Origin of the sequence: Dolichospermum sp. FACHB-1250 (assembly GCF_014696335.1) — a bacterium.
Classification (GTDB): domain Bacteria; phylum Cyanobacteriota; class Cyanobacteriia; order Cyanobacteriales; family Nostocaceae; genus Dolichospermum; species Dolichospermum planctonicum.
The window spans coordinates 1-25042 of sequence record NZ_JACJPZ010000055.1; the positions used below are offsets into that span (position 1 = coordinate 1).

Annotated in this window: 19 protein-coding genes and 1 pseudogene; 7 read left to right on the forward strand and 13 right to left on the reverse strand. The window is 36.4% G+C overall.

All coding sequences use genetic code 11. The features are described 5' to 3' along the window. Positions 1–77: 77 nt before the first annotated feature. The 5 genes from H6F39_RS16785 to H6F39_RS16805 all read right to left on the reverse strand — a co-directional run bounded on the left by H6F39_RS16785 (position 78) and on the right by H6F39_RS16805 (position 7612). Entirely contained in the window at positions 78–359 is a 282-nt protein-coding gene (locus H6F39_RS16785; protein WP_190397078.1) for a DUF2252 family protein, read from the reverse strand. Positions 360–586: 227 nt separating this feature from the next. Then, entirely contained in the window at positions 587–940 is a 354-nt protein-coding gene (locus tag H6F39_RS16790) for a KGK domain-containing protein (protein WP_137907251.1), read from the reverse strand. Positions 941–1018: 78 nt separating this feature from the next. Beyond that, complete coding sequence (locus H6F39_RS16795; RefSeq protein WP_190397079.1) at positions 1019–3403, reverse strand: dynamin-like GTPase family protein; 2385 nt, start codon at positions 3401–3403, stop codon at positions 1019–1021. Positions 3404–3457: 54 nt separating this feature from the next. Continuing rightward, on the reverse strand, positions 3458–5959 hold the full coding sequence (locus tag H6F39_RS16800; protein WP_190397080.1) for a U32 family peptidase: 2502 nt from the start codon (positions 5957–5959) through the stop codon (positions 3458–3460). A gap of 207 nt (positions 5960–6166) precedes the next feature. After that, the gene (locus H6F39_RS16805) at positions 6167–7612 is read right to left on the reverse strand and encodes a glycoside hydrolase family 13 protein (protein ID WP_190397081.1); all 1446 of its coding nucleotides are present in this window, start codon (positions 7610–7612) and stop codon (positions 6167–6169) included. A gap of 114 nt (positions 7613–7726) precedes the next feature. On the opposite strand from H6F39_RS16805, the gene smc reads away from it, so the two are divergent. From smc to H6F39_RS16830, 5 genes and pseudogenes are all read left to right on the forward strand, one after another. Next, the gene (smc, locus tag H6F39_RS16810; protein ID WP_190397082.1) at positions 7727–11317 is read left to right on the forward strand and encodes a chromosome segregation protein SMC; all 3591 of its coding nucleotides are present in this window, start codon (positions 7727–7729) and stop codon (positions 11315–11317) included. A 32-nt stretch (positions 11318–11349) separates the two neighbouring features. After that, the gene (locus H6F39_RS16815) at positions 11350–12039 is read left to right on the forward strand and encodes a hypothetical protein (RefSeq protein ID WP_190397083.1); all 690 of its coding nucleotides are present in this window, start codon (positions 11350–11352) and stop codon (positions 12037–12039) included. 157 nt (positions 12040–12196) lie between these two features. Continuing rightward, on the forward strand, positions 12197–12394 hold the full coding sequence (locus H6F39_RS16820) for a type II toxin-antitoxin system HicB family antitoxin (protein WP_190397084.1): 198 nt from the start codon (positions 12197–12199) through the stop codon (positions 12392–12394). Between the two features lie 106 nt (positions 12395–12500). Further along, positions 12501–12737 carry a DUF433 domain-containing protein gene (locus H6F39_RS16825; protein WP_137907242.1) on the forward strand — a complete coding sequence of 79 codons (237 nt, stop codon included), beginning with the start codon at positions 12501–12503 and terminating at the stop codon, positions 12735–12737. A 26-nt stretch (positions 12738–12763) separates the two neighbouring features. Beyond that, a pseudogene (locus tag H6F39_RS16830) lies at positions 12764–13084 on the forward strand (DUF5615 family PIN-like protein). A gap of 62 nt (positions 13085–13146) precedes the next feature. Here H6F39_RS16830 and H6F39_RS21015 read toward each other — a convergent pair. From H6F39_RS21015 to H6F39_RS16840, 3 genes are all read right to left on the reverse strand, one after another. Further along, positions 13147–13275 (reverse strand): hypothetical protein, encoded by a 129-nt coding sequence (locus tag H6F39_RS21015; protein ID WP_255501586.1) that lies wholly within the window; start codon positions 13273–13275, stop codon positions 13147–13149. Next, a complete protein-coding gene (locus tag H6F39_RS16835; RefSeq protein WP_199290964.1) occupies positions 13259–13960 on the reverse strand; it encodes a M48 family metallopeptidase in 702 nt (233 codons plus the stop codon). Before H6F39_RS16835 ends, H6F39_RS21015 begins: the two co-directional genes overlap by 17 nt. A gap of 289 nt (positions 13961–14249) precedes the next feature. Further along, on the reverse strand, positions 14250–17297 hold the full coding sequence (locus H6F39_RS16840) for a type I restriction endonuclease subunit R (protein WP_190397086.1): 3048 nt from the start codon (positions 17295–17297) through the stop codon (positions 14250–14252). A gap of 271 nt (positions 17298–17568) precedes the next feature. Between H6F39_RS16840 and H6F39_RS16845 the strand changes: the two genes are divergently transcribed. Continuing rightward, a complete protein-coding gene (locus H6F39_RS16845) occupies positions 17569–17838 on the forward strand; it encodes a UPF0175 family protein (protein WP_190372114.1) in 270 nt (89 codons plus the stop codon). 336 nt (positions 17839–18174) lie between these two features. Here the strand turns inward: H6F39_RS16845 and H6F39_RS16850 are convergent, their stop codons facing one another. The 3 genes from H6F39_RS16850 to H6F39_RS16860 all read right to left on the reverse strand — a co-directional run bounded on the left by H6F39_RS16850 (position 18175) and on the right by H6F39_RS16860 (position 22699). Next, a complete protein-coding gene (locus tag H6F39_RS16850; RefSeq protein WP_190397087.1) occupies positions 18175–18777 on the reverse strand; it encodes a Uma2 family endonuclease in 603 nt (200 codons plus the stop codon). A 218-nt stretch (positions 18778–18995) separates the two neighbouring features. Beyond that, positions 18996–20288 (reverse strand): restriction endonuclease subunit S, encoded by a 1293-nt coding sequence (locus H6F39_RS16855; protein WP_190397088.1) that lies wholly within the window; start codon positions 20286–20288, stop codon positions 18996–18998. Further along, positions 20288–22699: a type I restriction-modification system subunit M gene (locus H6F39_RS16860; RefSeq protein ID WP_190397089.1), complete on the reverse strand. Its 2412-nt coding sequence runs from the start codon at positions 22697–22699 to the stop codon at positions 20288–20290. Before H6F39_RS16860 ends, H6F39_RS16855 begins: the two co-directional genes overlap by 1 nt. A gap of 633 nt (positions 22700–23332) precedes the next feature. Between H6F39_RS16860 and H6F39_RS16865 the strand changes: the two genes are divergently transcribed. Further along, complete coding sequence (locus H6F39_RS16865) at positions 23333–24322, forward strand: PRC-barrel domain-containing protein (RefSeq protein ID WP_190397090.1); 990 nt, start codon at positions 23333–23335, stop codon at positions 24320–24322. A gap of 230 nt (positions 24323–24552) precedes the next feature. Here the strand turns inward: H6F39_RS16865 and H6F39_RS16870 are convergent, their stop codons facing one another. Together H6F39_RS16870 and H6F39_RS16875 are read right to left on the reverse strand one after the other, a co-directional pair. Continuing rightward, a complete protein-coding gene (locus H6F39_RS16870; RefSeq protein ID WP_228036604.1) occupies positions 24553–24765 on the reverse strand; it encodes a hypothetical protein in 213 nt (70 codons plus the stop codon). A gap of 5 nt (positions 24766–24770) precedes the next feature. After that, positions 24771–24974 carry a hypothetical protein gene (locus H6F39_RS16875; protein WP_190397091.1) on the reverse strand — a complete coding sequence of 68 codons (204 nt, stop codon included), beginning with the start codon at positions 24972–24974 and terminating at the stop codon, positions 24771–24773. Between the last annotated feature and the right edge of the window lie 68 nt (positions 24975–25042).

Below are 25042 nucleotides of genomic sequence, written 5' to 3' on the forward strand. Positions count from 1 at the left end.
CCTCAATATGGGCTGCAACTATTTTTTCTCGGAGATCCACTGAATATGCTTTCATGACAGTATTATCTTTATTATTACTAACTGTACCTCATAACTTCGGAAACTGCTGTATCAAAATAAACTAAACGATTGTCACCTTTATAACTACCGAAATTTTCTAAATGTAGGTCTCCACAAATCCAAGTTAGAGGTGCTAAATTCATCCCGGAATTTTGAGAAAGGTCTTCATAAAATAAATGACAAGTTCCGCGAAAGAAAGAAAATGGATCAGTAGCGAGTTTCTTGTATTTTAATTTTAATAATTCTGGGTTGCGTCCGTTGTTGAATTTTTCGATTCTGGTTTTGATGTTGTTTGACATAGATTTATATTGTCTGAATCAAGATATCTAGGATTTACAGGATGTGGTTTGGTGTTTATATTTTTATTTTTCAACACCTTCACTAATTATCTAATTATATTAATAAGTATATTATTAATTATTGATTGTAACATAAATTCACCTTTTATAAAATCCTGATTTAGACAATTGAGACGATGAGAAATCGCGTCTACACAAACAAAGTCCACCTGCGTGGACTAATTTATTTATGATGTAGCTTCGTTGTATCTACGTCGTACTTCATCAAGGGGTGATTCTGGTTCGTCAGGACAAAATTCTAGACAAACTTTCATTCTTAATTTTCCTTTTTGCCAATTTTTACTAGGTTTTAAAATCTGACAATCTACACCATTATTTATCCAATCATCGGGGTTTTTAACAGATGGTAGAACACGACTCTTTATACGTTCTAGTTCATGGTTTAAGTGCTTTAAACTACCGTTATCTAGGATTACTTTTGATAAAGCTATATCTAATTGACTGGCTTTAAAAATATAACCATCAAAATCAATCACAACATCACTTTGTTCAAAATCTATAATTTTAAAATTATCTTCCATTTCTTTCTTACCCTTTGTTCTCTGTGCGAAACATCAAAATTAGGTGAACACAGAAAAACCCCGCATTCACCAAAAACATTATACTTCTTCTTCACCAATTATCGGCAGTAAATGTTCATATAACTGCATAGCTTGTAAACAGCCATTAATTCCCGCAACTGCTGTATTATATGCCGCAATTTTTCCCGCAACTTGACTTAACAAACGTTGATTATTGGCAATTTTTTCCCCTGCTTCTTGTTGCAATGTTTTCTCTAAATAAGCCCGGGCTTGGGGATATTGTTGTAATATCTCATCTGCTTGTTTTTCTCCCATTGGTAATAACTGAGTTTTAATAGTTTGGTTGATAGTTTGACGGAAAGATTGACGAATAGTATGGGAAACTTTCGGTTCAAAATCTAACTTTAATAATTGTCTAATTGCAGGTTCAGCCTCAACTATACTTTCTGCATCATACGCTTGGGAAGTTTGTTCTAACACTTGTCGAAATTGATAGATAGAAAATGTGCCTTCATTATAAAATCTGGGGCTTTCTCTGACAAAGCGATCGCATTCAACACTAGCACTATTTACTAAAGTTTGAGTAATCAGTTTTTCTATTTCTTTTATCTGTGATTCAATTCCTCCATCATTACCTAACAAACGATATAATTGACGGTAATATTCTGATTGTCTAATTTTTGCCATTAATTGTTGGAATAGATTACTAATTACTTGTTGACAAGATGCTATTAAAATATCTTCCAACTGATTTGACAGGTAATAAAAAGCCTCTACTAAAATAGCTAATAAGGGTGCAGTTGCGTTTCTAGGATGACTTAAAGTCGCACGTCGGTAAGCTTCTGCAACGGAAAAGGTATTTAGTAATTCATCTAGACGACGAACCATGCGTGATTGTAATTGTCGAAAATCTGTTTCAAATTCTTGACAATTATTGTTAATAATTTTATTGACTTGATCATGAATATGTTGATTAAATTCTTTGCCAATTTGTTGGAGTTGCTGATTTAATTTTTGCAACTCATATTCTTTCATACTTTCAATTTCTCGCGGTTGACTATCTAAATCAATTTGCACACTTTGATAGTGGTTCTTGAGTTTGATACAAATATCTTCTAAATCATCTGCGAGGTTTTTAAATAACTGTGGACGTTTTTCTTCTGTGAGATAGCGAGTAATTGATGTACGAAATTCTTCAATTCCACTATCTTGAATGAGTTGGTTAATTAATGGTGTTCCCTGTTCGCTTAAAATTCTCACATAGTTGTGATTAGAAGTTTCATAACCATGGAGAGAAATTCTAAATTGACTGGGAGAAAGTTTACCTGAAGCAACGCAGTAGCGATTAAATTCATTGACAAATTGTGGTGTTTCTTCTTTCCCGTCTAAACCTTTAACACTTTCTGCAAAAATCGAATCTAATCCAAATCTATCCTGTGTGCTTGTTTTTTTGAGTTGACTTCCGTAAAATCCTAACAAACCACTGGTTTTATAAACTCTGTTACTATCTCGAAATTGACTATTAATTAGATCTTCTAATCTTTGTCTGAGTTGATTATTGTACCAAGTTTCATCAATGCGGTTAAAGATATAAAAAACTCTGTCTCTTATCCCTGCATTTTCCCGCATTGTTTCTAACAGTTCAGTTTCTTCTTTGGTCATGTCTCCCGCTGACGCAGGTTTGAGAACACAAACTACTGCTGAGGTTTCTGAATCTTGAATTTTTCTATAAGTTAATACTGCATCTTTTTCGACTGGTGCATCAATTCCAGGAGTGTCTATAATCACGTTACCATCTTCTAAAAGAGGATGATAACAATAGTATTCAATCCGTTTTAAAACCGCGCTATTACTACCTCTGCGTGCATATCCTGCGGCTTCTTTGAGGTTGGTAAAATTAAATTGTTCCATTGCATAAGTTGCATTATTAAAGCTGTTAATTCTTTCTTTGTTTGCAACATATCCTGCTAATAGTAAAATCAATGCTTTTGCTTGTTTTGCACGTTCTGATTTACTTTCTCCACCTTCTTGTTGAATAATTGCTGTACAATCTTGATGTAATAAATCAATTACATCTTGTTTATTGATATTTTCTACGGTATTAAATCCCAATTGTTGACATAAAAACACCGCTTGTTCTTGAATTTCTGCTGCACTCAAAAAGGTTAAAACAACTCTTTCTGAATCTGCTGGTGCATATTCAATTTTACATTCTGTGCCTGTTGCGTGTCCTTCTGCACTATATAATAATTCTCTCTCTAATAGTGCATTAATCAACATTGATTTACCCGCACTAAAAGCACCAGCAAAGACAATTTCAAACTTGGGAGAAATGGCTTTATCTAAGGAAATTTGCACTGGTGTAATGTCTTGAGAACGTAAAGCTGTTTCTTGGTGTAAAAGTTGGAGAATAGATTCAACTTGTGCTTGTAATTGCTGACATTGAGGGATTAGACTTGACATAGAAAGTAGTAAACAAGGTTTATCAGCATTGTAATACTACTTATCACAGTTTAGCTACATTATCCCCAATGCACCACGAGTTACACCTAATTGGTTTTGTAGCTTCAATTCTCTCCAGAGTTGGGAACCAATGATTTCTCCTTGCAGTAATTTTTGATAACTTTGTATTGTTTTTTGTACTTGTTCTGGTGTTTCGTTGACAAATTCAATGCGGAAGTGCTGTAAACCCAATTCTATCAACCGTTGTACATATTCTGCCCCGGTTTGTGCTGTACTATTATATACTGTATTTCTACATCCTGCGTCTGCTTTGAGAATGTGTTCACTACCCACCCTGTCCCTAATTGTAACTGCTTGTGTTTCGCAAGGTCTACCGCAATTGGTGTAATCTGTGCCTGTAGATAAAAAGGCACAAAATACGCAATGTTCCATGTGAAACATGGGGATATGTTGATGTATTGTGACTTCAAAGTTTGACGCTGGATAATTGGTAATTAAATGTTGAAGTTGGTTAATATTTAGGTCGTAAGATGCTGTTAATCTTTCTAAATTAAAGCGGTTTTTAAAGTAATCTGCGGTTAAGGGATTAGCAATATTTAGAGAGAAATCACCAATACATCTTTCTGTGGTAAAGTATTCTAATTGATCATAATTTCTGATTAAATAACCATCAGCTTGAGAAGCGTGAACTTGTTTTAAAATCCAGGTTTCTCCGGGTTTGGTTATGCGAGGTGGTGTAACGAAAATGCTGATTTCTGCTTGAGATTCTCGCACCATTTTTACTGCTGCTTTATAGTTGCGTGGATCTTCAAATTCACAATATATGGTTTTGATATTTGCTGTTAATACTGCTTGTAATTGTGCGATATTTCTGACTAAAACAATCAAGGTAGGAGACGCGGAAACATCTGTAGATTTAGAAATAGTAGACTTAGAAATAATTAAATCTTGCCATTTTGCGTGATGATTTAATTGCCAAAGTTTGGGTTTACTTCTCAATTCTTCTAATTTACTGACTATTTCCCGACGCATTCGGTTTAATTCACTCACGGGTAACATAATATTACCGTTGAGATGATTTATAAAAGTATCTAAATGAAAAGGTGTGTTTCCTAACCTTCCAAATTGTTCTTTTAATCTTTCTTTAGAGAGAGGTTTTGTATGTGCTTCGACTATGAATATTGCTGATTCTACCTGAACAATATTACTCAATTCATCACGACATATAGCTATTAATTTTTCTCCAATTTCTCCATATACTTCTATATTTATAGGTCTGGTAAATTGGGGATTTTCTCCGGTATAACTTTGACGAATTTGTTTATCTAATTCTGGATCGTTGGTTTTCCAAACTTTATCACCTATATGGATACTATGGAAATTTAAATCATTTTTGCCAAAGGTTAATATTGTATCTTGACCATTTTTAATAACTGCATATATTCTTCCCCCTTCTTCTTTCCTTTCTGGGTGTCCACAATCAAAAACAATCCCATCTCCCGGTTTAACGGGTGCTGCTAATTTGACTGTTATTTCTGCATTTCTAATCCGAGTCACTTCTCCTAAATAAACACCCCGTTTTTTACCAAATCTTCCATGTACTAATTCTTGATTATTAATTCCCTCAAACCAACCTGTATATAGTCCGCGAGAAAATGCCATTTCTAAATCATATTGGTCTTTTTCTCTATGAGAAAATGTCTCTATGTGAGTTTTGATAATTTGATTTAAGGCTTGACGATAAACGCGAGTTACATTAGCAACATATTCTGGTGCTTTTAAACGTCCTTCAATTTTTAAAGAAGTAATTCCAGATTTGACTAATTCTGGTAAAACTTCCAAACCTGCTAAATCTTGAGGACTTAATAAATATTTGCGATTACCTAAATTCACAACTTCCCCATTAGTAATTAAATCATAAGGCATTCTGCAAGCTTGAGCGCATTCTCCTCGATTTGCGGAACGTCCTCCTAATGCTTCGCTGGTTAAACATTGTCCAGAATATGCGACGCACAAAGCACCGTGAACGAAAACCTCTAAGGGTAAGGCAGTATTTTTTGATAATATTTGTGCTTGAATTTTATTAATTTCTAAAATTGAACATTCCCGCGCTAAAACTACTAGTTGACAACCCAAAGATTTAGCGAATTGTACCCCCGCTGCACTAGTTATAGTCATCTGGGTTGAAGCGTGTATGGGAAAGTCCGGGGAAAGATGACGAATTAGCCGACAAATACCCACGTCCTGAACGATGACAGCATCCACACCAGCAGAAATGATAGTTTTGAGGTATTGCTGTGCTTCTGTTAGTTCCTGGGGAAAAATCAGGGTATTCAGAGTGATATAGCCTTTGACTCCCCGCAGGTGCAGAAATTCCATTAATTCCGGTAAATCTGCTGCTGTGAAATTTTCAGCCCGCATTCTGGCGTTAAATTTTTCTAAACCAAAATAAATCGCATCTGCACCATTTTCTACGGCTGCTTTCGCGCATTCCCAGTTACCAGCGGGTGCTAGGAGTTCGGGGAGTTTAAGGGTAGGGGTGGTAGTGACTGTCATTTTAGTTACCTTAGGGTTGTATTGAGTTTATAGATTGTATCTAAATTGGGGGAAAGATGGTACATAACTAAATATTCACGACGAGAACTTAGTACCGCGCAGCATTCCCCCGGTTATTAGATTACCTACAATTTCCCTAAAAATATTATCCAATTTTAGATTTTAGATTTTAGATTTTGGATTTTAGATTTTGAATCTGAGATGGAATCAATGTAAAATTAAGCCACTACGGGAGGGAATAGTTAAACAAAGATGATCGCATTTCCATGATATATCTCCATTCCCAAATAAAACTTGATTGGGCTGATTTTGCAAGTTACTACAATCTATATTCACTGTTATAGATTCAGTTCCCACATTTACAGCAATAATTAATTCTTGATTTTCTAAGGTTCGTGCAAATATGTAAACTGTTGCTGCTGCGTAGAGTATCTGATAGTTACCAATTCGCAAAGCTGGGTAATTATTGCGGAGAGAAATTAATTGTTTGTGAGTATTGAAAATACTCTGATTCCAGTTAGATTCTGGCGGAAAAACACGACGACAATCAGGATCTTTCCCTCCGGGTAAACCTACTTCATCACCATAGTAAATACTGGGCGCACCAGGAAAGGTAAATAATAGCAAGCTGCATAATTCTACACTGGTTTGATCGCCATTAGCAATGGTAATTAATCTAGATGTATCATGACTACCAAGTAAGTTTAGTTGGGTTAGTTGAATTTCCCAGGGATAAAGTTCTAAAAGGGCTTGCATTTTAGTAGCATATTCAGCCGCATCTAGGGCAGGATAGGGGTAATAACTGTTATATTTAACTTCTTCTAAAACGATGCGATCGCCCACTACAAAGGCTAGGACAGCCTGATTAAATAAATAATTAAGGACCCCATCAAATTGTGTACCATCGAGCCATTCACGGGCATCTGACCAGACTTCACCCACAATATAACCATGGGGATTAATACCTTTAACTCGTTGACGAAATTCCTGCCAAAAACCGGGGGTTTTAATCTCATAGGGTACATCTAAACGCCAACCATCAATACCAAATTCTAACCAATATTCAGCAATTTTCATGATATATTCTTTAACGTCTGGATGATCATGATTAAAGGTTGGTAAGGAGCGAATACCAGCCCAAGAAACATAATTAGCTGGTAAATTACCATCATAGGGAGCAAGCGGCCAATTTTCAATTTTAAACCAATTTATCCAAGGAGAATTAGAGCCATTTTCTAAAACATCATGGAAAAAGAAAAACCCGCGACTAGAATGATTAAAAACACCATCAAGGACAACTTTCATATTACGATCATGGGCGGCATCTAGCAACTCTCTTAAAGCTTGATTTCCTCCCAACATTGGATCAACCTGATAATAATCATGGGTATGATAACGATGATTACTCGCAGATTGAAAAATGGGCGTAAAGTAAATAGCATTAACCCCTAAATCTTGGATATAATCTAATGATTCTAAAACTCCCCATAAGTCCCCTCCTTTATAACCTTGAATTGTCGGTATAGTATCCCAAGCTTCTAAATTACTATTATTTAAAAAGCTGGAACGGGAACGCTGACTTCTTGCAAATCTATCGGGAAATATTTGATAAAAAACCGCGTGTTTAACCCAATCTGGTGTTTGAATTTGCATAAAATTATCCAAGATGATCCAAGATTATTCAAGATGAACGGCGAAAATAGCAAAAGTATGTTATGATTACCTACAATACCCTGTTTTAACGAGTTTACAGTAATTAGTTCTATAATGGTATACGTCAAGCGCGTTGAACTTACCAATTTCAAATCCTTCGGTGGTACGACTTCTGTACCCCTGCTACCAGGTTGTACTGTCATATCTGGTCCTAATGGTTCTGGAAAATCAAATATTCTTGACGCTTTACTGTTTTGTTTAGGCCTGGCTAGTTCTAAGGGTATGCGGGCGGAACGTTTACCGGATTTAGTTAATAACGCTCAAAAACATCAGGGACGTTCTGCACTGGAAGCTAGTGTAACTGTAACTTTTGATATTTCGGATGTCTCTCGCACAGAAGCACAGACGCGAGGGGAGGAAGGGGAGGAAGGGGAGGAAGGGGAAGCAGAAGAAAATCCAAAATCCTCTGACTGGAGTGTTACCCGTCGGTTGCGGGTGTCTCAACAGGGTGGTTATACGTCTAATTATTATATTAATGGTGTAGCTTGTACTCTGACTGAGTTACATGAGGATTTGGAGAGATTGCGGATTTATCCTGAAGGTTATAATGTGGTTTTACAGGGTGATGTTACTAGTATTATCTCGATGAATGGGCGCGAACGTCGAGAAATTATTGATGAGTTGGCCGGGGTGGCAACTTATGATCGTAAGATTGTTCAAGCTAAGTCAACTTTGGATGAGGTGAAGGATCGGGAAGATAGTTGTCGTATTATTCAGAATGAATTGACTGTACAATGTGAGCGACTTTATCAAGATCAGGCTAAGGCTCAGAAGTATCAACAGCTACGGACGGAATTTCTGGAAAAGCAATCTTGGGAAGCGGTTCTATCTTGGCGTTCTCTGCAATTACAACAGGAAAAGCTGGTTTTACAGGTTGAAGAAGGCGATCGCAATTTCAGAGATTTTACTAATCAGTTAACAATAATTAATACCCAGATTGACGAGAAAAATACTGAATTAGAACAACGCAATCTCCGGGTTAAGGCTTTGGGTGAGGAGGAACTTTTAGCAGTTCAATCTCATCTTGCTACTCAAGAAGCGGAACGCAAACAACTCCAACGTCAGCACAAGGAGTTAGAAGCTCTTATTCAAGAATCTGGAAGGCGTTTAAATCAAACTTATCAGGAAATTCAACAATATCAACTCTCTTTAGAGGAAGCAATAGAAAAACATAATGTGGAAACGTTAAATACTGCGTCTCTACAAATAGAAAGAAATCATGCAGTAATAAATTTAGAAAATTCTCGTCAAGCTGCGGCGGAGGTTGCTAGTGCTTCGGAAGCTTGGGTACAACAACAAACCGAACTAAATCGGAATATAGAATCTTTACTACATATTCTTGAACCTCAACGCACGGAACAAGCCCAATTACAAGAACGCAATACTCAATTACAACTGCTGATTTCTGAACAATCTCAATTAATAGCCACTTTACAACCAGAATTAACTCAAAAACAAGTTGAATTTGCACAAGTCGAAACGGAATTTAATGCTGCTAGTTTACCTATTCAGAATTTAGCGGAAAATCTCACCGCCACAGAACAAGAGTTACAAATTCAACAAGATACTCAAAAGCGGCTTTTACAAGAACAACGGGAGAAACAACGTCAGTTAGATAAATTAGAAGCACAGACTCAAGCTCAACAAGAAATACAAGGAACACAAGCTAGTAAGGTAATTTTACAGTCAGAAATGCCCGGTTTGTGTGGTTTGGTGGTGCAGTTGGGGAAGGTTGAACCTAAGTATCAATTAGCATTGGAAACCGCTGCTGGTGGTCGGTTGGGATATATTGTTGTGGAAGATGATAATGTAGCCTCTGCGGGAATTGAACTCTTAAAACAAAAAAAGGCAGGAAGGGCGACTTTTTTACCTTTGAATAAGATTAAAGTCCCTAAATTTACTCAGGACGCAACTCTGCGTTTAGCTGATGGTTTCGTTAATTATGCGGTAAATTTGGTAGAATGCGATCGCCGTTATCTAGATGTTTTTACGTATGTTTTTGGTAATACGGTGATTTTTGCTAGTCTTGCTCAAGCACGAAAAAATATCGGACTCTATCGCATTGTCACTTTACAAGGGGAATTACTAGAAACAAGTGGAGCAATGACGGGAGGTAGTAGTAGCCAGCGGTCTTCTTTGCGGTTTGAAAAAGGTGAAACTGGGGAAGGGGAAGAGGTAGGAAACCTAAAAACTCGCTTAATGGATATTGATCGGATTTTAGAACGTTGTGGAGAAGCTATTAATACTTTAGCAACTTCCATGAAAGCCCTGAGTCAAGAATTAACGGAAGCACGTCAAGCAAAGAGAGAACAACAATTATATTTAGAACAATTAAATAAAGAGATTAAGAATTTAACAAGCCAATTAGAAAATACTCGCGGTCAACTTTCCCAAAATACGGAAAAATTCACATCTGCACAATCCCGTTTAGAAGTTTTAAATCGGGAATTACCAGCACAAGAAACTCAATTACAACAATTGAGACTGATATTAACTGATTTAGAATCTTCCCAAACTCCCAAAGAATGGCAACAAATTCAAAGTACCATGAAAATGCAAGAGCAGGAATTGCAACAACGGGAAACAGCACTAAGGGATGGACAACAACAGTTAAAAAACTTAGAAAATCAACAACAGCGGTTACAAGAAAAAATAGAAGAATCCCAAGCGCGAGTTATTCAATATCAACAGGAAGAAACAAGCAGCAAACAGCAAATAGCAACAGTCAATAACCAAATTGAAGAATTAAATCATTTAATTGCTGTCAATGAGAGTAATTTGCAGAAATTGGCGGAAAATTTAGGAGAAGAGAAGAAAAATCGGGATCTGACAGAAACAGAATTGCGATCGCTCTTATTGCGTCAACAGCAATTACAATGGGAAATAGAGAAACTGGCACAAACCCAGGAAAAACGCCGAGAAGAGTTAACAGCGCTACAAACCCAGTTACGAGACTTAGGTGCAGAATTACCCAGTCCCCTGCCAGAAATTCCTGGTAAAGTTAATTTAGAGGACTTACAAAAAGAATTACGGAGTTTAAGCAAACGGTTACAGGCCATGGAACCTGTAAATATGTTAGCCTTGGAAGAATACGATAAAGTCAAAGGTCGTCTCCAAGAACTTACCGAAAAATTAGAGACCCTAGAAGGGGAACGAACAGAATTATTATTAAGAATTGAAAACTTTACCACGTTACGTCAAAAAGCATTTAAAGAAGCCTTCGACGCGGTCAACGAAAACTTTCAATCAATTTTCGCCATTTTATCAGACGGGGACGGTTATTTGCAACTAGATAATCCCGAAGATCCTTTTAACAGTAGCTTAAACCTAGTCGCGCACCCCAAAGGTAAACCCGTCCAACGTCTTGCTTCCATGTCTGGGGGGGAAAAGTCCTTAACTGCATTGAGTTTTATATTCTCCCTCCAGCGTTATCGTCCCTCCCCATTTTACGCCTTTGATGAGGTGGATATGTTTTTAGATGGGTCAAATGTGGAAAGATTAGCGAGAATGATTAAACAACAGGCTCAACAAGCACAGTTTATAGTGGTGAGTTTGCGCCGGCCGATGATAGAATCAGCACAGCGGACAATTGGGGTGACTCAAGCTAGAGGCGCTTATACTCAGGTTTTGGGTATTAAGTTATAATCATCTGACCATTGAGTTATAAAGAGTAGTTTATGGAATATGTAGGATCGAGCAACTTGTCTGAGAATGAGCAGGAAGAACTTGTTAATTTATGTAATGAATTCCTTCAGGAGGTAGGGACGGCAGTTCAAATCTATTTGGATTTAATATCAGGGTGTCAGCAAAATTTAGATATGGCTAACCAAACAACTGATATTTTGGAAACAATAGGGCAGACAATTGGAGAAAGAAGATTAGATGAACTGCGAACTTCAGTTTTGCAAGAAACAGGTATAGACACCTCTAATGTTTTATTTAATCTAAAAGATAGAAATTCAAGCAATGGCATTAATTATCAGTTTGCTAGTAGAATGACTATCGTTTACATATTTGAGATATGGGAAGGGTGTTACAGAGAAGAGATAAGAAGGAAACTTAAGATCGGAGATGATCAAAAAGTGATTGCTCCAATTATGGGCGATTTAAGACTTTTAAGGAACTCCATTGTTCACAATAAAGGAAAGGCTAAAAGGGATGTAAGTAAATGCGAAATAATAAGAGATTTTTCAGAGCATGACTCAATTGAAATTACTCCAACAAGAATGGGTTTTATTAAAAAACAGATTTCTCTTCTTATCGAGAGCTTAAAGAGTTCGATTTCTGTTGAAACAGTGTGGAGAATCGAAAAATCAAGGAAAAATACAGTAAATTGCAATCAAATGTGCTACAAACAGAAAAGATGAAAACCAGTACCAGACTATATTCTGCACTTTACTTTTGTACTGGACTTGATCGCAAACTGCTGTAACAGTGCGATCGCTCGTAGGTTAGATTGACTAAAGTGCGATAGGGAACAGTGATGTTATAATTTTCAGAGCAAGCTGTTAAGGATAAGAGACGATGAAAAATCGCATCTTTACAGTTATTTTGTACAAAGAAGATGATGTTTACATTGCTGAATGTCCAGAAGTTGGCACAGTAGATCAAGGGGAAACGATCAAGCAGGCGATCGCTGGTTTGAAAGAAGCCACACGGCTTTACCTAGAGGAATTTTCCTTACCAGAAACATCTCCGAGATTTGTTACCAGTTTAGATTGACCAAGTGCGCCCTCGCAACACTGACTTTCATTTCGCTTTTTTCTATTGTCATAGAAATCGAAAAATCAAGTATAATTAATTTAGTACCAACATAACATCTAATATCATGAATAACCTGCTATTAAATAGAATAACAATTAACCATGATATTTGTCATGGTAAACCGTGTATTCGTGGATTGCGCTATCCGGTGGAAATGATCTTAGAACTTTTGAGTTCAGGCATGAATATTGAGGATATTTTAGAAGATTATGATGATTTAGAATATGAAGACATTTTAGCAGTTCTCAGCTTTGCTACTCGACTCACTCAAGTTAAAAGTATCCTCCAATTAGTTTCATGAAATTCTTGATTGATGCTCAATTACCAATGCGAATTGCCAATTTATTAGAGAACTTAGGTTGTGATGTTATACATACCAAGAATCTTCCTTGAAAAAATGCAACTCCAGATTTGGAAATCAACAAACTATCAATCCTGGAACAGAGAATTGTTATTACCAAAGATAAAGATTTTTTAGATTCTTTCTTAATCAAACAAGAGCCTTATAAACTACTACTAATAACTACAGGTAATGTTAGTAACAAACAAATTGAACAACTTTTTGTACAAAATATTACTCAAATAATCGAATTGTTTTTGACCTATGATTTTTTAGAAATGACCAGAGATAGTTTGATTATTCATTAGGGCTAGTTCGCTTGTTGGGGTTAGGTGCGTAAGCGTTGCGCGACCTAGGAATCCCTCGTAGGTTAGATTGATTCGGTTAGAGTCGCTGCATTATTTAACCATTCATCAAAAAAGCGATCGCTAGAATTGAGTCTTAAGCCAAAGGTTTGACGGAGATTGCTCAGGGTAGGGCTACTAGCATTTGTAATCACGGTTTAATTCCTCTTTATATTTTCTCCAATTAGGCATAAATTTATCCATTAAGGCCTGAAATTCAGACCCGTGACTCCGTTCTAAAAGATGGGTAATTTCATGAACTATCACATATTCTAAACATTGTTGGTCTTTTTTGGCCAATTCCAGATTTAACCAAATGCGTTTATCTTGAATATTGCAAGTACCCCATTTTGTTCTCATCATTTTTATTCCCCAGTCATTGATATTCACACCAATATTTTTTTCCCATTTACTAATTAATGGGGGAATTTGTGCTTTTAATTGTTGACGATACCAAGAATTGAGAACTTTTTGACGTTGTTCTGTACTACTTCCGGGTTTTACATACAAATTCAGATATTGATTATTGCTAATTTCCACTTGAGGGGAATTTTCATAAATTACATTTAATATATAGATTTTACCTTGAAAATAATGACTTTCTCCTGATAAATATTCTATTGTTTTCGGAGTTGGTTTTGATTGTAATTTACTTTGATTTTTTTTAATCCAAGCTAATTTGGAAATTGCAAATAAGCGCACAGATTCATCATTAATATGTAAAGGTGTGGCAATTCTGACACGACCGTCTGGAGGATAAACGGCTAAATGCAGGTTTTTAATATCTTTTCTAACCACATCTATAATTATTTCACTGACGGTTATTTGATAGGTTTCCATATTCATGTTTATGATTTTTATTATGGTTTTAATTACCCATTAAGTTAAGTAGGTTGGCGTTAAAAATTGTCGTTATGACAAGGGAACTCTTAACTCTTAACTCTTAACTGGGAAGAGGTTTTGGGCAACTTTACTTTTCGTTACTTACAGCAAGTAGCTTTGAGTGAGGTACACTTTGTGCGGGCAAGATGCCCGCACCACAAGAGTTTTATTATTAATATCTGTACTTCATAATATCGGGAACTGCTGTATGTCGGTTTTTTCCGTTCACTTACTTAATTTAATTAATTTAATACTCATTTTGATTTTTGATTATTTCCATCATCTCATCTATCTGTTCTGGTAAAGGTAAATATTTCTTAATGGCATTTTTGATCATTCTTTCCTTGACTTTATTTCCTCTCCAACCATCTTGTTTAGTTTGACGAATTACCCTATCTATTGTTAACGCTAATTGTTCATCTTGATCTAGATTATCATATAATGCGATTTTTGCAGAGGTATTCAATGACGGCGGATAAGTTGATGATTTACTCGGTTGGTGAATTTCTTGAGCTAAGATGATAATTTTCTGTAAATAATTTTCATATTCTGCTGTTGCGGTTTTACGGTTGTCAATTAGTTCTTGGAGTAAAATTGACATTTTATCAAAATACTTGGGGTTGGTGGGTTGTTGTTCAACAATTAATTTCCGCAGGTTGTTTTCTATGGTTTCCGCTACTGCGGTTTGATTGTTTCTAATTCCTGGGGGTAAACTATCAACTGCATTGACTCCATGATTAACTATTAATTCTACTAAAGTTAGATTTTCAAAGTTTGCTAAAATTTGACTTGCTTCCGCACCAATATAACTATCTATCAACTGCCGCATATCATTTTGATAGGCTTTAAAATCAATATAATCTCCACTGGCTAATTTTATCTCTTGACTAACTTGTTGATAATGTTTAACCTCTTTTTTAATCTGATAAATTTCCCGCTCTGTATATCCTGCTGCTGCCATTTCATTGGCTATATTGGCATAATTTCTAACTAAAGAATTGACACTTTTATATAATAGTAGTCTTTGCGGTTCGGTGTTCTTTAAATCCTCTGGGTTTTCCGTATTACCACAAAAATAACGGGTATAGTCTGCTGTATGATAAGGGGGTTTTACGGCTTCACAGAGGGCTTTAAGGGCTTGTCTAGCGGTGTCTAGGTCATTTTTGCCCTTTTCTAATCTGTTACTTAATAACCCAGCTATATCAGCGATGTCATAATCTGCAAAAGCGGCGGAAGTGTAATCTTGAACGGATTTTTCTAAACTTGCAAATAGGTCTTTATAATCTATAATATAACCATATTCTTTGTCTTCACTATCTAAACGATTAACCCGACAAACTGCTTGAAATAAACCATGGTCTCGCATCTTTTTATCTATATAAAGATAAGTAGCGGGAGGTGCATCAAAACCGGTTAATAGTTTATCCACTACTATTAATAATTGCATCTGCGCGGGTGAATTAACAAAGTTGTTTTTTACGTCTTGTTCAAATTTATCTGCTTTTTGTCCATTGAGCATTTTTTGATAGATTTCATATTGATGTATTTTATCGGTTTTTCCCTCGCCTGTGGTTTCACCTTTGATACTTTTGATGGTAGGATCATAAGATGTAATGATCGCACATTGACTAAATCCTGCACTTTGGAATAATTCATAATATTTACAAGCTTCGTAAATACTACCAGCTACAAGTATGGCGTTACCTTTACCATTTTGTAATCGTTCTTTGGTGCTAAAATCTGAGATGATATCTTTAACTATCATTTCTAAGCGAGATTTGGAACTGAGGATTTTTTGCATTGTTCCCCAGCGTTTTTTCAGTTCGGCTTTTGCTGTTTCTGTTAACCCGCTGGTTTTGTCTGCAAACCATTGATCTATTTTCCTCTGGGAGGTGATATACTGTTCAACATTCCGGGCTTCATAACGTAAGTCTAAAACGACTTTATCCCCCACTGCTTCGTTAAATTTGTAAGTGTGAATATATTTACCAAAAACTTCTAAACTGCTTTGTTTGTCTTGTTTTAATAAGGGTGTACCTGTAAAACCAATAAAAAGAGCATTTGGTAATATATCTTTCATGGCTTTATGTAGCTTACCCGCTTGGGTGCGATGACATTCATCTACAAATACATAAAACTGTCCATAAGGTTGGAATTTTTTCGGTAAATTACGTTTTAGTTCTTTTATATAGTCTTCATATTCTTGGGTTTCGGTATTATTTTGCTTTTTCCCGAATTTATGAATTAATGAACAAATTAATGAGGGTGTGGTATTTTGCAGTTGGGTAATTAAGTCCTGTCCGCTTTTGGTTCGATAGATGTTTTCATTGACACCTAAAAAAACGCCTTCGATTTGGTTGTCCAATTCTTCCCTGTCAGTGATAATTAAAACGCGGGCTTTTGGGTCAAATTCTCGAATCCATTTCGTTAACCACACCATGGTTAAGCTTTTTCCACTACCTTGAGTGTGCCAAATTATCCCACCTTCTTGGCACTTTATGTGGTCTTGGGCGGCTTTAATGCCTAAGTATTGATGGGAACGACAGAGTTTTTTAATACCACTGTCAAAGAGGATAAAGTTATAAATAATGTCGAGAAAGCGATGTTTTTCGCACAGTTGTAACAGGTGTTTGTCTAAAAGGTTTGTAATCTGGTGATAACTGTCCTCTTTCCAAGTTAAATAATATTTTTCTGATGTTTTAGTTGTTCCATAACGCAGCCCTTGGGTATCGTTACCTGCTGCGACTAGTTGAACTGTATTAAAAAAAGACTTAATAAATATTGATTCTTGACTATCTAGGTTTTGACGGATACCTTTAGAAACGCTGACGGTACTGCTTTTGAGTTCCAGAACCGCTAAAGCGATGCCATTAATGTATAAAACTATATCTGGTCGTTTATCATTTTCCCCTTTAATGCTGACTTCTTCAGCGATATAAAAGTTATTTTTTAAGGGTTCTTGCCAATTTATCAAGTAAACGCTTTGAGTTTTTTCACCTGCTTCTGGGTTAACTTTTATACCATAGCGTAATAAGCCATAAATTTCTTTATTAACGTCATAAAGGTTTTTAGTTGTATCCTGATTAAGTTTATTTAGTTCATCAATAGCTTGATTGATAATAGTATGATTATATTTTTGGGTATCGCGTAAAAATATGGTGAGTAAGTCGCTTTCAACGTTGCTATTATTGTCGCGTTTGTGCCAATTCCCTAAATATGTATAATCTAGTTGTTGTTGGAATAGTTGCACTACACGGTTTTGGGTTGCGCGTTCCGATTGTCCTACTTCACTCATTTTTTAACCCTTTTAGTGACAATTACGGTTTGATAGGATTTAACTATTTTAATATGTCTCACCCCAACGCGCAAATAAACAAAGATTTGTAAGTTGGGTTGAAGCATGAAACCCAACATGAGCAGATATGTTTCACCCCAAAGCGCAAATAAACAAAGATTTGTAGGTTGGGTTGAATAATTTTTGCAATCATCTGGGATATTGGGATATAGTGATATTTTGGTTTTGAGGGTTTGAAACGGAATTACTTGCTCCTGAAAATTAGAAGTGAATGCGTGAGGACAAATTGATGCAAATTACTCTAAACCTACCTGATAACCTCAGTAAAACTGAAACTTTTAACCAGAGTGAATGGCTCCGGGAAATAGCCATTGCCCTATTCCAGCAGCAGCGGATTTCCCTCAGCCGTGCCAGCAAAATTGCCGGAATAGACATAATGAACTTTCAAAAGCTGCTGGCGGACCGGAATATTTGCGTCCATTATGATGTGGAAGACCTGGAGCAGGATGTTCAACACCTGCGGAGTCGGGGCTGGCTATGATTGTCGTCAGTGATACTTCTGCTCTCTCAAATCTTGCCCTTAGCGTATTTTAGTTCTTTCTCAAGAATCTTAAGAGGATGACTAGAGACAGTCTGACTAAATAAGATTATATGCCACTGCACAATTTCACCGTTATACCAAAGCGATCGCACCATTAATATGTTATAATATGTTATGATTTAAAGTCGCAATAGATTTGTAGGTTGGGTTGAAGCATGAAACCCAACATGAGCAGATTTGTAGGTTGGGTTGAAGCATGAAACCCAACATGAGCAGATTTGTAGGTTGGGTTTCACTTCGTTTTACCTAACCTACAACCTGATTTTTCATTAAATTTTATGGCATAATATCATCTAATTTAAGTTTTAAATCTGCAAATAGAGGAGAAAAAATACTATCTCCTAAACGATATTTTTCTTGTTCATATACTCCATTAATTAATTGACAAATTGTTAACGTCGGTTGTTTGGGGTTGCCAATAAATTGCATTCCACCTAATGCCCGAAAGTCTATTATCCAATATTCTGGTATTTCTAAAAAGGCATATTCTTCTATTTTTCTAGCATAATCATCTTGCCAATTTGTGCTGACAACTTCCGCAACTAATTTAATAGTATTACCATAACAAATTATTGGCTCTTTTTGCCAAAGTGGTTCTTGATTAAGTTTGATTTTATCTAAAACTATCACATCTGGACGCAGTGCTGTAGCTGACGCAGCAGGGGGTTTAATTAAGCAGGTTTTGGGAATTAACCAGTTTAATTTATTATCAATAATCTCGGTGTAAATTCTGCCGGCAATATTTCCCGCAACTTCTTCATGGAGTCCTGTGGGTTCCATGTCTCTGAGTTCTCCGTCAATTATTTCATAGCGGGTATTGTCCCCATATTCAATTAAAAATTGCTCAAAGGTGAGGGTTTTTACTGGGGTATAGGTCATAGGTTTATATTGTTTCTGATGTTGGTTTTATGTTCACGAATTTTTAAGCTCTATTCAATATAGGACTTACGCAAGATTCATGGAATAACGAACCACAGAGGCACAGAGGTCACGGAGAAATGAGGATTTGAGAGATATTTTGCGTAAGTCCTGTCAATATTACCAATTTTATAGGGTCTTGGTTTTCCGTCAAGTCGCAAAGGAAGATCCTATAATTATCAATTGTCAATTATTCTCGTTTTTCCTGTTAACAATTCTTGCATCATTCCCTGTTTTATGGTTTTATATTTGTCGCGTTTTTTTTCTAATGCTTCTATTTCTTTATCCATGTCTGTTAGTATTTCAGCTATGGCTTTTTGTTCTTCTATAGTTGGTATTTTTATTGTTCCATTTAAAATATCTTTAGTGCTTATATTAGCCTGTACCCCAAGAGAAGCAACTGATTTAGAGTAATCTCTCCAACCTTTAGTATTTGATAAATTTGATAATGCTACTAAAAATAATGGATTAATCTTTTCTCTGTCTATTCTCAATAAACCAACCCTTTGATTAAGAAGAAAAGTTTCTCTCCTATTTACTTGACACATTCTACCTATTAAATTTTTACTAGGTGTTACGTCTGTCATAGCAATAATTACATCTCCATATTTGAGATGATAGTTTTTAAGAGATTCAAATTCTGAACTTGTCCAAAAGTTGACTTTTGACTCATCAAATTGAAAAGAACCATCTAATCCAATTTGAGCCATTGTAACAATTGGAATACCTACTCTAATATAGCCCCTTGCAGAAAATCCATATCCATTCTGCAAACTGTTGATTAATTCCCCCAATTTCTTCACTTCCCACTTACCGCTAAAACCAGGTAAACGTTTCTTACCCGTGAGGAGTTCCTGCATTGTCCCCTGTTTAAGGTTACGCTTTTTCGTGATCAGTTGATCTATGGCTGTAATTAGGTTATCTACATCACTCAGTGCGTGAGCGATCGCTTTTTGTTCAGCAAGCGGGGGGATAATAATGGGCATCAATTTGAGAGATCCAGCATTTACATTTTTCTGTCCTCCTCCAATCTGATTAACTTCAAAAAACATCTGGCCAATTTCACAGTTTATAAAGTAGCAAAGAAAATCACTTTTAACATTTTGATTTTGTGGTCTAACAATCAAAGTAGTAAAACTTTGTGATCCTTCATATTTATCTGGAATAATACAAGCAGATCCTGGATAACCTGTTCTAGCAATTAGTAAATCTCCTGATTTTAGTCGTTTATTTTTGAAAATTTCCTCATATTTATCATTTACAAATAAAATATCTCTGTCGTCTAAATACCCATATTTTATGTTTTGATTTCTAAATAAAACTACTCCCTTTTCTGAATATGCGTGTGTTGCTGCACTTGCGATTCCTACCATTATTTTCTCGGAAATATCCCCCAATTTCTTCACTTCCCAATCATCAGGAATAACCCCCACCTCAGTAACCTTATAACCATCCTTAATATTAATTTCCATTACCAAACCATTCCCATATTTTGCAAATGTCCTTCAACCTTCTGAGTCAAAATCTCCACCTCAGAAGTCAACACAGATAAAGGCAGATCATAACGTTCCCCTAACTCCTTAATCCTTTGCGTCAACCGTTGAGAAATCCGATCCATTTCCCCAACTATACCCTGTTTTAATGTCTTCATCCATTTATCATTAACCACCAGAATTTTCACCTCCTCCTCTGTTAAATGTTGATATTTTTTAAGCACCTGATTATGTAAAGATAGAGTCAGATCCTTAATTTTCTTACTCATTTCTGCTTCCGCTTCAATCAATTTTAAATAACTCTTTAACACCTTTAACTCATCTACATCTGCAAAAAGCGGATTTTTCTGAATTTCCTTCATTCTCACATTAATACTAGTCTTAGTAATTTTCCCACTATCATTAGTCACTTCTGCTAATAAACCCTCTTCTCCACCATATTCTTCTTGCATTTCTTCCTGTTGTCGGACTAGATCATCTTTCTGTATTTCCCACTGGGCAATTTTCCCCTGTTCTGTGAGAAAATAGCGGTTAATCATCAATTCTTCGGGAATCAATTCACAGACATAATCTATAATAGTCCCTTTTTTATTGGTAATTTCCGTTAATTCCGCTTTCCAACCATCTTCAACTAAAATATAAACATCATCCTTCATTGTTTCTAACCAATAGGTCATCAAATGCTGATAAACATCATACTTATCAATCAGGTTTTTATCTGCAAATGCTGTTAACAAATCTTCGGATAAAGTGTAAATAATTTCCTTGGGTTTATCCCCTGGTTGAATAGCTCTTAATAACGGGGTGTGTTTATTTTCCCAAGTTTGAAAAACCTTGTCAATTTCTTGACTATATTGGATAAATTCAGGATGATTAAAAATACAGGTTTTGACCTCGGAAACTGCAATTTTTAGCTGTACATATCCTGCTCTATTTGTTGCTGCAAATAAATCTTGTTGTAGGGTTGGGTAAACCTGCCAATAATCTTGTAATGCTGCAATATCGCGCTTAGGTATGCCCCCTAATAAATGGGCTGCAATATCTTGAATATCTTCTTCTTCTTGAGAGTCAATATAACGGGGAATATTCAAATTATAATCATTGGCTGCAATTTCTGTAAAAAGCACCATCCGCGAGTATTTGGGAACTTCTAACTGTTTATTGAAAACATCTACTATTTTATGGATATCCTGTTCTCGCAGTCGGTTTTTATTGCCATCTTTAATATAAGCTTTACTTGCATCTATCATCAAAATACTTTGCCGATTTTCAGCGTTTTCTTTATCTATGACAATAATACAGGCCGGTATCCCCGTCCCATAAAATAAATTAGCAGGTAAGCCAATTATCCCTTTAATTATCCGTTTTTGCAGCAGATTTTTTCTAATATCTGCCTCCGCATTCCCTCGAAATAACACCCCGTGGGGTAAAATTATCGCTCCTTTACCATGAGGTTTTAAAGAAGCAACTAAATGTAATAAAAAGGCATAATCACCATTTTTAACTGGTGGAATTCCATAACCCTCAAATCGGTTAAATTCATCTTTGTCTAATTTAATGCCGTTACTCCAAGCTTTCACAGAAAAAGGAGGATTTGCAACTGCAAAATCAAAGGTTTTTAACCCACTTTGATCATCTTTAAAATAGGGAGTTGATAAGGTATTATCTTGATAAATTTCCGCACTAGGATGCCCATGTAGAATCATATTCATCTGGGCTAATGCGTAGGTTGCGTTATCTATTTCTTGCCCGTAGATGCTGATATTTACATCGGTTTCATCTGCTGCTTTTAATAATAATGAACCACTACCACAGGTAGGATCATAAATACTTTGTTCTTGACTGGTTGCGGTGTTAATTCCTATGACTTTAGCAATGACGCGGGAAACTTCCCCAGGGGTGTAAAATTGTCCTTTGCTTTTACCTGACTGGGTGGCAAAGTTCCGCATTAAATACTCATAGGCATCACCTAATATATCATCTCCATCAGCGCGGTTTTTACTAAAGTTTAAAGCGGGGGTTTCAAAAATAGCTACCAGGTTAGAAAGCCTATCTTGCATTTCCTTCCCTTTCCCCAATTTATCCCCATCATTAAAATCCGCATCATTAAAGATGTTACCTAAGTCATTAGCTCTGGCTAGATTCTGGATGATTTCATTGATTTTCGCCCCTATATCTGGTTTTCCTTTTAAATTGACAATATCCTGAAAACTCCCACCTTCAGGGACTTCTAAGGTGGCATCTTCTACACCTGCATAGCGATCGGAAATGTACTTAACAAATAATAAAACTAATACATAATTTTTATACTGAGAAGCATCCATACCTCCCCGCAATTCGTCGCAACTTTTCCATAAAGAACTGTAAAGTTCACTTTTCTTAATTGCCATTTTGTGTAGTAGCCTCAGAACCCTGATTTTTTCAATTCAATTATTTTCATTAATGTCTTAACTTATCATAAAAGTCCGGGATCTTATGATCATCCTTCCTTATCTGCGTTTATCTGCGTTTATTTGCGTTCAATTATTGATCACAATTTTTCCCTCCTGTTGTTAAGGAGAGGGTTAGGGTGGGGTCAAAACTGGTTTGGTGATCTCTATTTTGGCATTTTGGCGATACTTTGTTAACAACTGTCTATTTTGAGATAGGACAAATGGGGAAAGATTAGCTAAAATGTAAAAACAATCGGTAAAACAGTTACAATTTTTTGATATAAGTAGGTTGGCGTTAAAAATTGTCGTTATGACAAGGGAACTCTTAACTCTTAACTCTTAACTCTTAACTGGGAAGAGGTTTTGGGCAATTTTACTTTTCGTTACTTGTGTCGGTTTTTTTACGTTCACCTACTTAGTTGGTTTTGAGATATTTGGTTTTAAGATAGTTGTGAGTTGGTGCTGTCCGATGATAGAATCACCACAGCAACAGGTAACAGGGAGCAGACAACTAACAAGTGACAACTGACAAATTTCTGTTAAAAATAGTGATATACATAAACTGGATTAAAGATCAGGACTAGGTATATAATGACCTCAGAGCAAGTAATTAGACGTTCGGATATATTAAACACTCAGGTAATTACCCGCGACAACGGTAAGCGGTTAGGTATCGTGAGTCAAGTCTGGGTTGATGTAGATCAAAGAGAGGTTGTGGCGCTTAGTTTGCGAGACAGCCTTATTTCTATTTCTAGTCTCCCTCGCAATATGTATCTTAACACCATTAACCAAATCGGTGATGTCATCTTAGTTGATAATGAGGATGTCATTGAAGATGTGGAAATAGAGGTTCTCAGTAACCTCATGAACTGGGAAGTTATCACAGAAACAGGTGAAGTTTTAGGCAAGGTACGGGGCTTTAAATTTAATGGCGAAACAGGTAAAATATACACTATAGTCATTGCTGCTTTGGGATTACCCCAAATTCCTGACCAGTTTTTAAGTACCTACGAACTTTCTATAGATGAAGTTGTCAGCACTGGACCGAGTCGCTTGATTGTGTTTGAAGGTGCTGAAGAAAGAGTTAACCAGTTAACTGTAGGCGTTTTAGAACGGCTAGGTATTGGTAAAGCCCCTTGGGAAAGGGACGCAGAAGAAGAATTTGGTTATACCCCACCTCGGACGGTTGCACCGAGTAATCAATTACCCAGCGGTGTTCCTCTGGAAGCACCTCGGCCCAAGGTGCGTATTCCTGAACCCGTAGCCAAAGAAGAGGAATGGACGGAAGACTACGTAGAGGAAGAAAGGCCTCAGCGTCAAGTTATGAAAGCCCGTTCCTATGAGTCAATTCGGTATGAAGAAGATGAAGAAGATAACTGGAGTGACGCGACGGTCTCTGACCGTTATCAGGAAGCACCCAGATACGAGGCCAAACCTGCTAAAAAGACCTACGCTGACCAGTATGATGACTATGATGATGATTTAGATGGTGATGCTTGGGATGATGCACCAAAGCCGGTAAATATCCCGAAAAAGGTCAAGGAACGACAGGTGGAATACGAAGAAGAAGGCGGATATTAAGTTTTGTAAACCCCCTGATACTGGTAGTCAAGGGGGTTATTTTTTGTATCGGTTTGTTTCTGTAAAGGTGCATTTTTCTTTGTCGGATTTGGAAAATTGAGGATATCCAAACAGTTAAAACTGTCCCCTGTCCCCTGTCTCCTGTCTCCTGTCTCCTGTCCCCTGTTCCCTGCTCTCACAGACGACTTATTCAGCAAGCCCTACTTATAGTTACTTATAGTTACTTATAGTTAAAAATTTAAAATATCTAAAGATGCTTCTATTTCCAATTTTATAATTCTAGCCTGTGTATCTTTATATTCTGCTAATTTTCCCTCTTGCCAATATAAATCTGCTGCTTTATGAAAATCCTCAATCGCTCCTTGTTTATCTCCTATCTCTAATCGGGCATTTCCTCGGTTATAATAAGCATTAATATAGTGGTAATTATAGTGATAATTCATTTTAATTACTTGAGTATATCCGCACTCACTGACCATCTAACTCTATCAATACTACCGTGACGAGATTTGACTTCAACCCCAATTAAAGAGTTAGCGGTGAGGGTAAAATCGCTTTTACCATTACCACCAAAGCGTTTTTCATAATCTATTTCAGTAATAAAATCGGGATACACAACTAACGTAGTTAAACCTTGGTCAAACAGTGTCAATTGCTGATAGTTCGCTCTCTGATTGACCTGACTCGTAAAATTACCTTATTTGTTCTAGAGTCTGGGGC

What these genes read in the sequence shown, in the direction of transcription:
- H6F39_RS16785 (WP_190397078.1), bottom strand. Translation starts at nt 359, where the DNA reads ATGTCAAACAACATCAAAACCAGAATCGAAAAATTCAACAACGGACGC.
- H6F39_RS16790 (WP_137907251.1), bottom strand. Translation starts at nt 940, where the DNA reads ATGGAAGATAATTTTAAAATTATAGATTTTGAACAAAGTGATGTTGTG.
- H6F39_RS16795 (WP_190397079.1), bottom strand. Translation starts at nt 3,403, where the DNA reads ATGTCAAGTCTAATCCCTCAATGTCAGCAATTACAAGCACAAGTTGAA.
- H6F39_RS16800 (WP_190397080.1), bottom strand. Translation starts at nt 5,959, where the DNA reads ATGACAGTCACTACCACCCCTACCCTTAAACTCCCCGAACTCCTAGCA.
- H6F39_RS16805 (WP_190397081.1), bottom strand. Translation starts at nt 7,612, where the DNA reads ATGCAAATTCAAACACCAGATTGGGTTAAACACGCGGTTTTTTATCAA.
- smc (WP_190397082.1), top strand. Translation starts at nt 7,727, where the DNA reads ATGGTATACGTCAAGCGCGTTGAACTTACCAATTTCAAATCCTTCGGT.
- H6F39_RS16815 (WP_190397083.1), top strand. Translation starts at nt 11,350, where the DNA reads ATGGAATATGTAGGATCGAGCAACTTGTCTGAGAATGAGCAGGAAGAA.
- H6F39_RS16820 (WP_190397084.1), top strand. Translation starts at nt 12,197, where the DNA reads ATGAAAAATCGCATCTTTACAGTTATTTTGTACAAAGAAGATGATGTT.
- H6F39_RS16825 (WP_137907242.1), top strand. Translation starts at nt 12,501, where the DNA reads ATGAATAACCTGCTATTAAATAGAATAACAATTAACCATGATATTTGT.
- H6F39_RS16835 (WP_199290964.1), bottom strand. Translation starts at nt 13,960, where the DNA reads ATGGAAACCTATCAAATAACCGTCAGTGAAATAATTATAGATGTGGTT.
- H6F39_RS16840 (WP_190397086.1), bottom strand. Translation starts at nt 17,297, where the DNA reads ATGAGTGAAGTAGGACAATCGGAACGCGCAACCCAAAACCGTGTAGTG.
- H6F39_RS16845 (WP_190372114.1), top strand. Translation starts at nt 17,569, where the DNA reads ATGCGTGAGGACAAATTGATGCAAATTACTCTAAACCTACCTGATAAC.
- H6F39_RS16850 (WP_190397087.1), bottom strand. Translation starts at nt 18,777, where the DNA reads ATGACCTATACCCCAGTAAAAACCCTCACCTTTGAGCAATTTTTAATT.
- H6F39_RS16855 (WP_190397088.1), bottom strand. Translation starts at nt 20,288, where the DNA reads ATGGAAATTAATATTAAGGATGGTTATAAGGTTACTGAGGTGGGGGTT.
- H6F39_RS16860 (WP_190397089.1), bottom strand. Translation starts at nt 22,699, where the DNA reads ATGGCAATTAAGAAAAGTGAACTTTACAGTTCTTTATGGAAAAGTTGC.
- H6F39_RS16865 (WP_190397090.1), top strand. Translation starts at nt 23,333, where the DNA reads ATGACCTCAGAGCAAGTAATTAGACGTTCGGATATATTAAACACTCAG.
- H6F39_RS16870 (WP_228036604.1), bottom strand. Translation starts at nt 24,765, where the DNA reads ATGAATTATCACTATAATTACCACTATATTAATGCTTATTATAACCGA.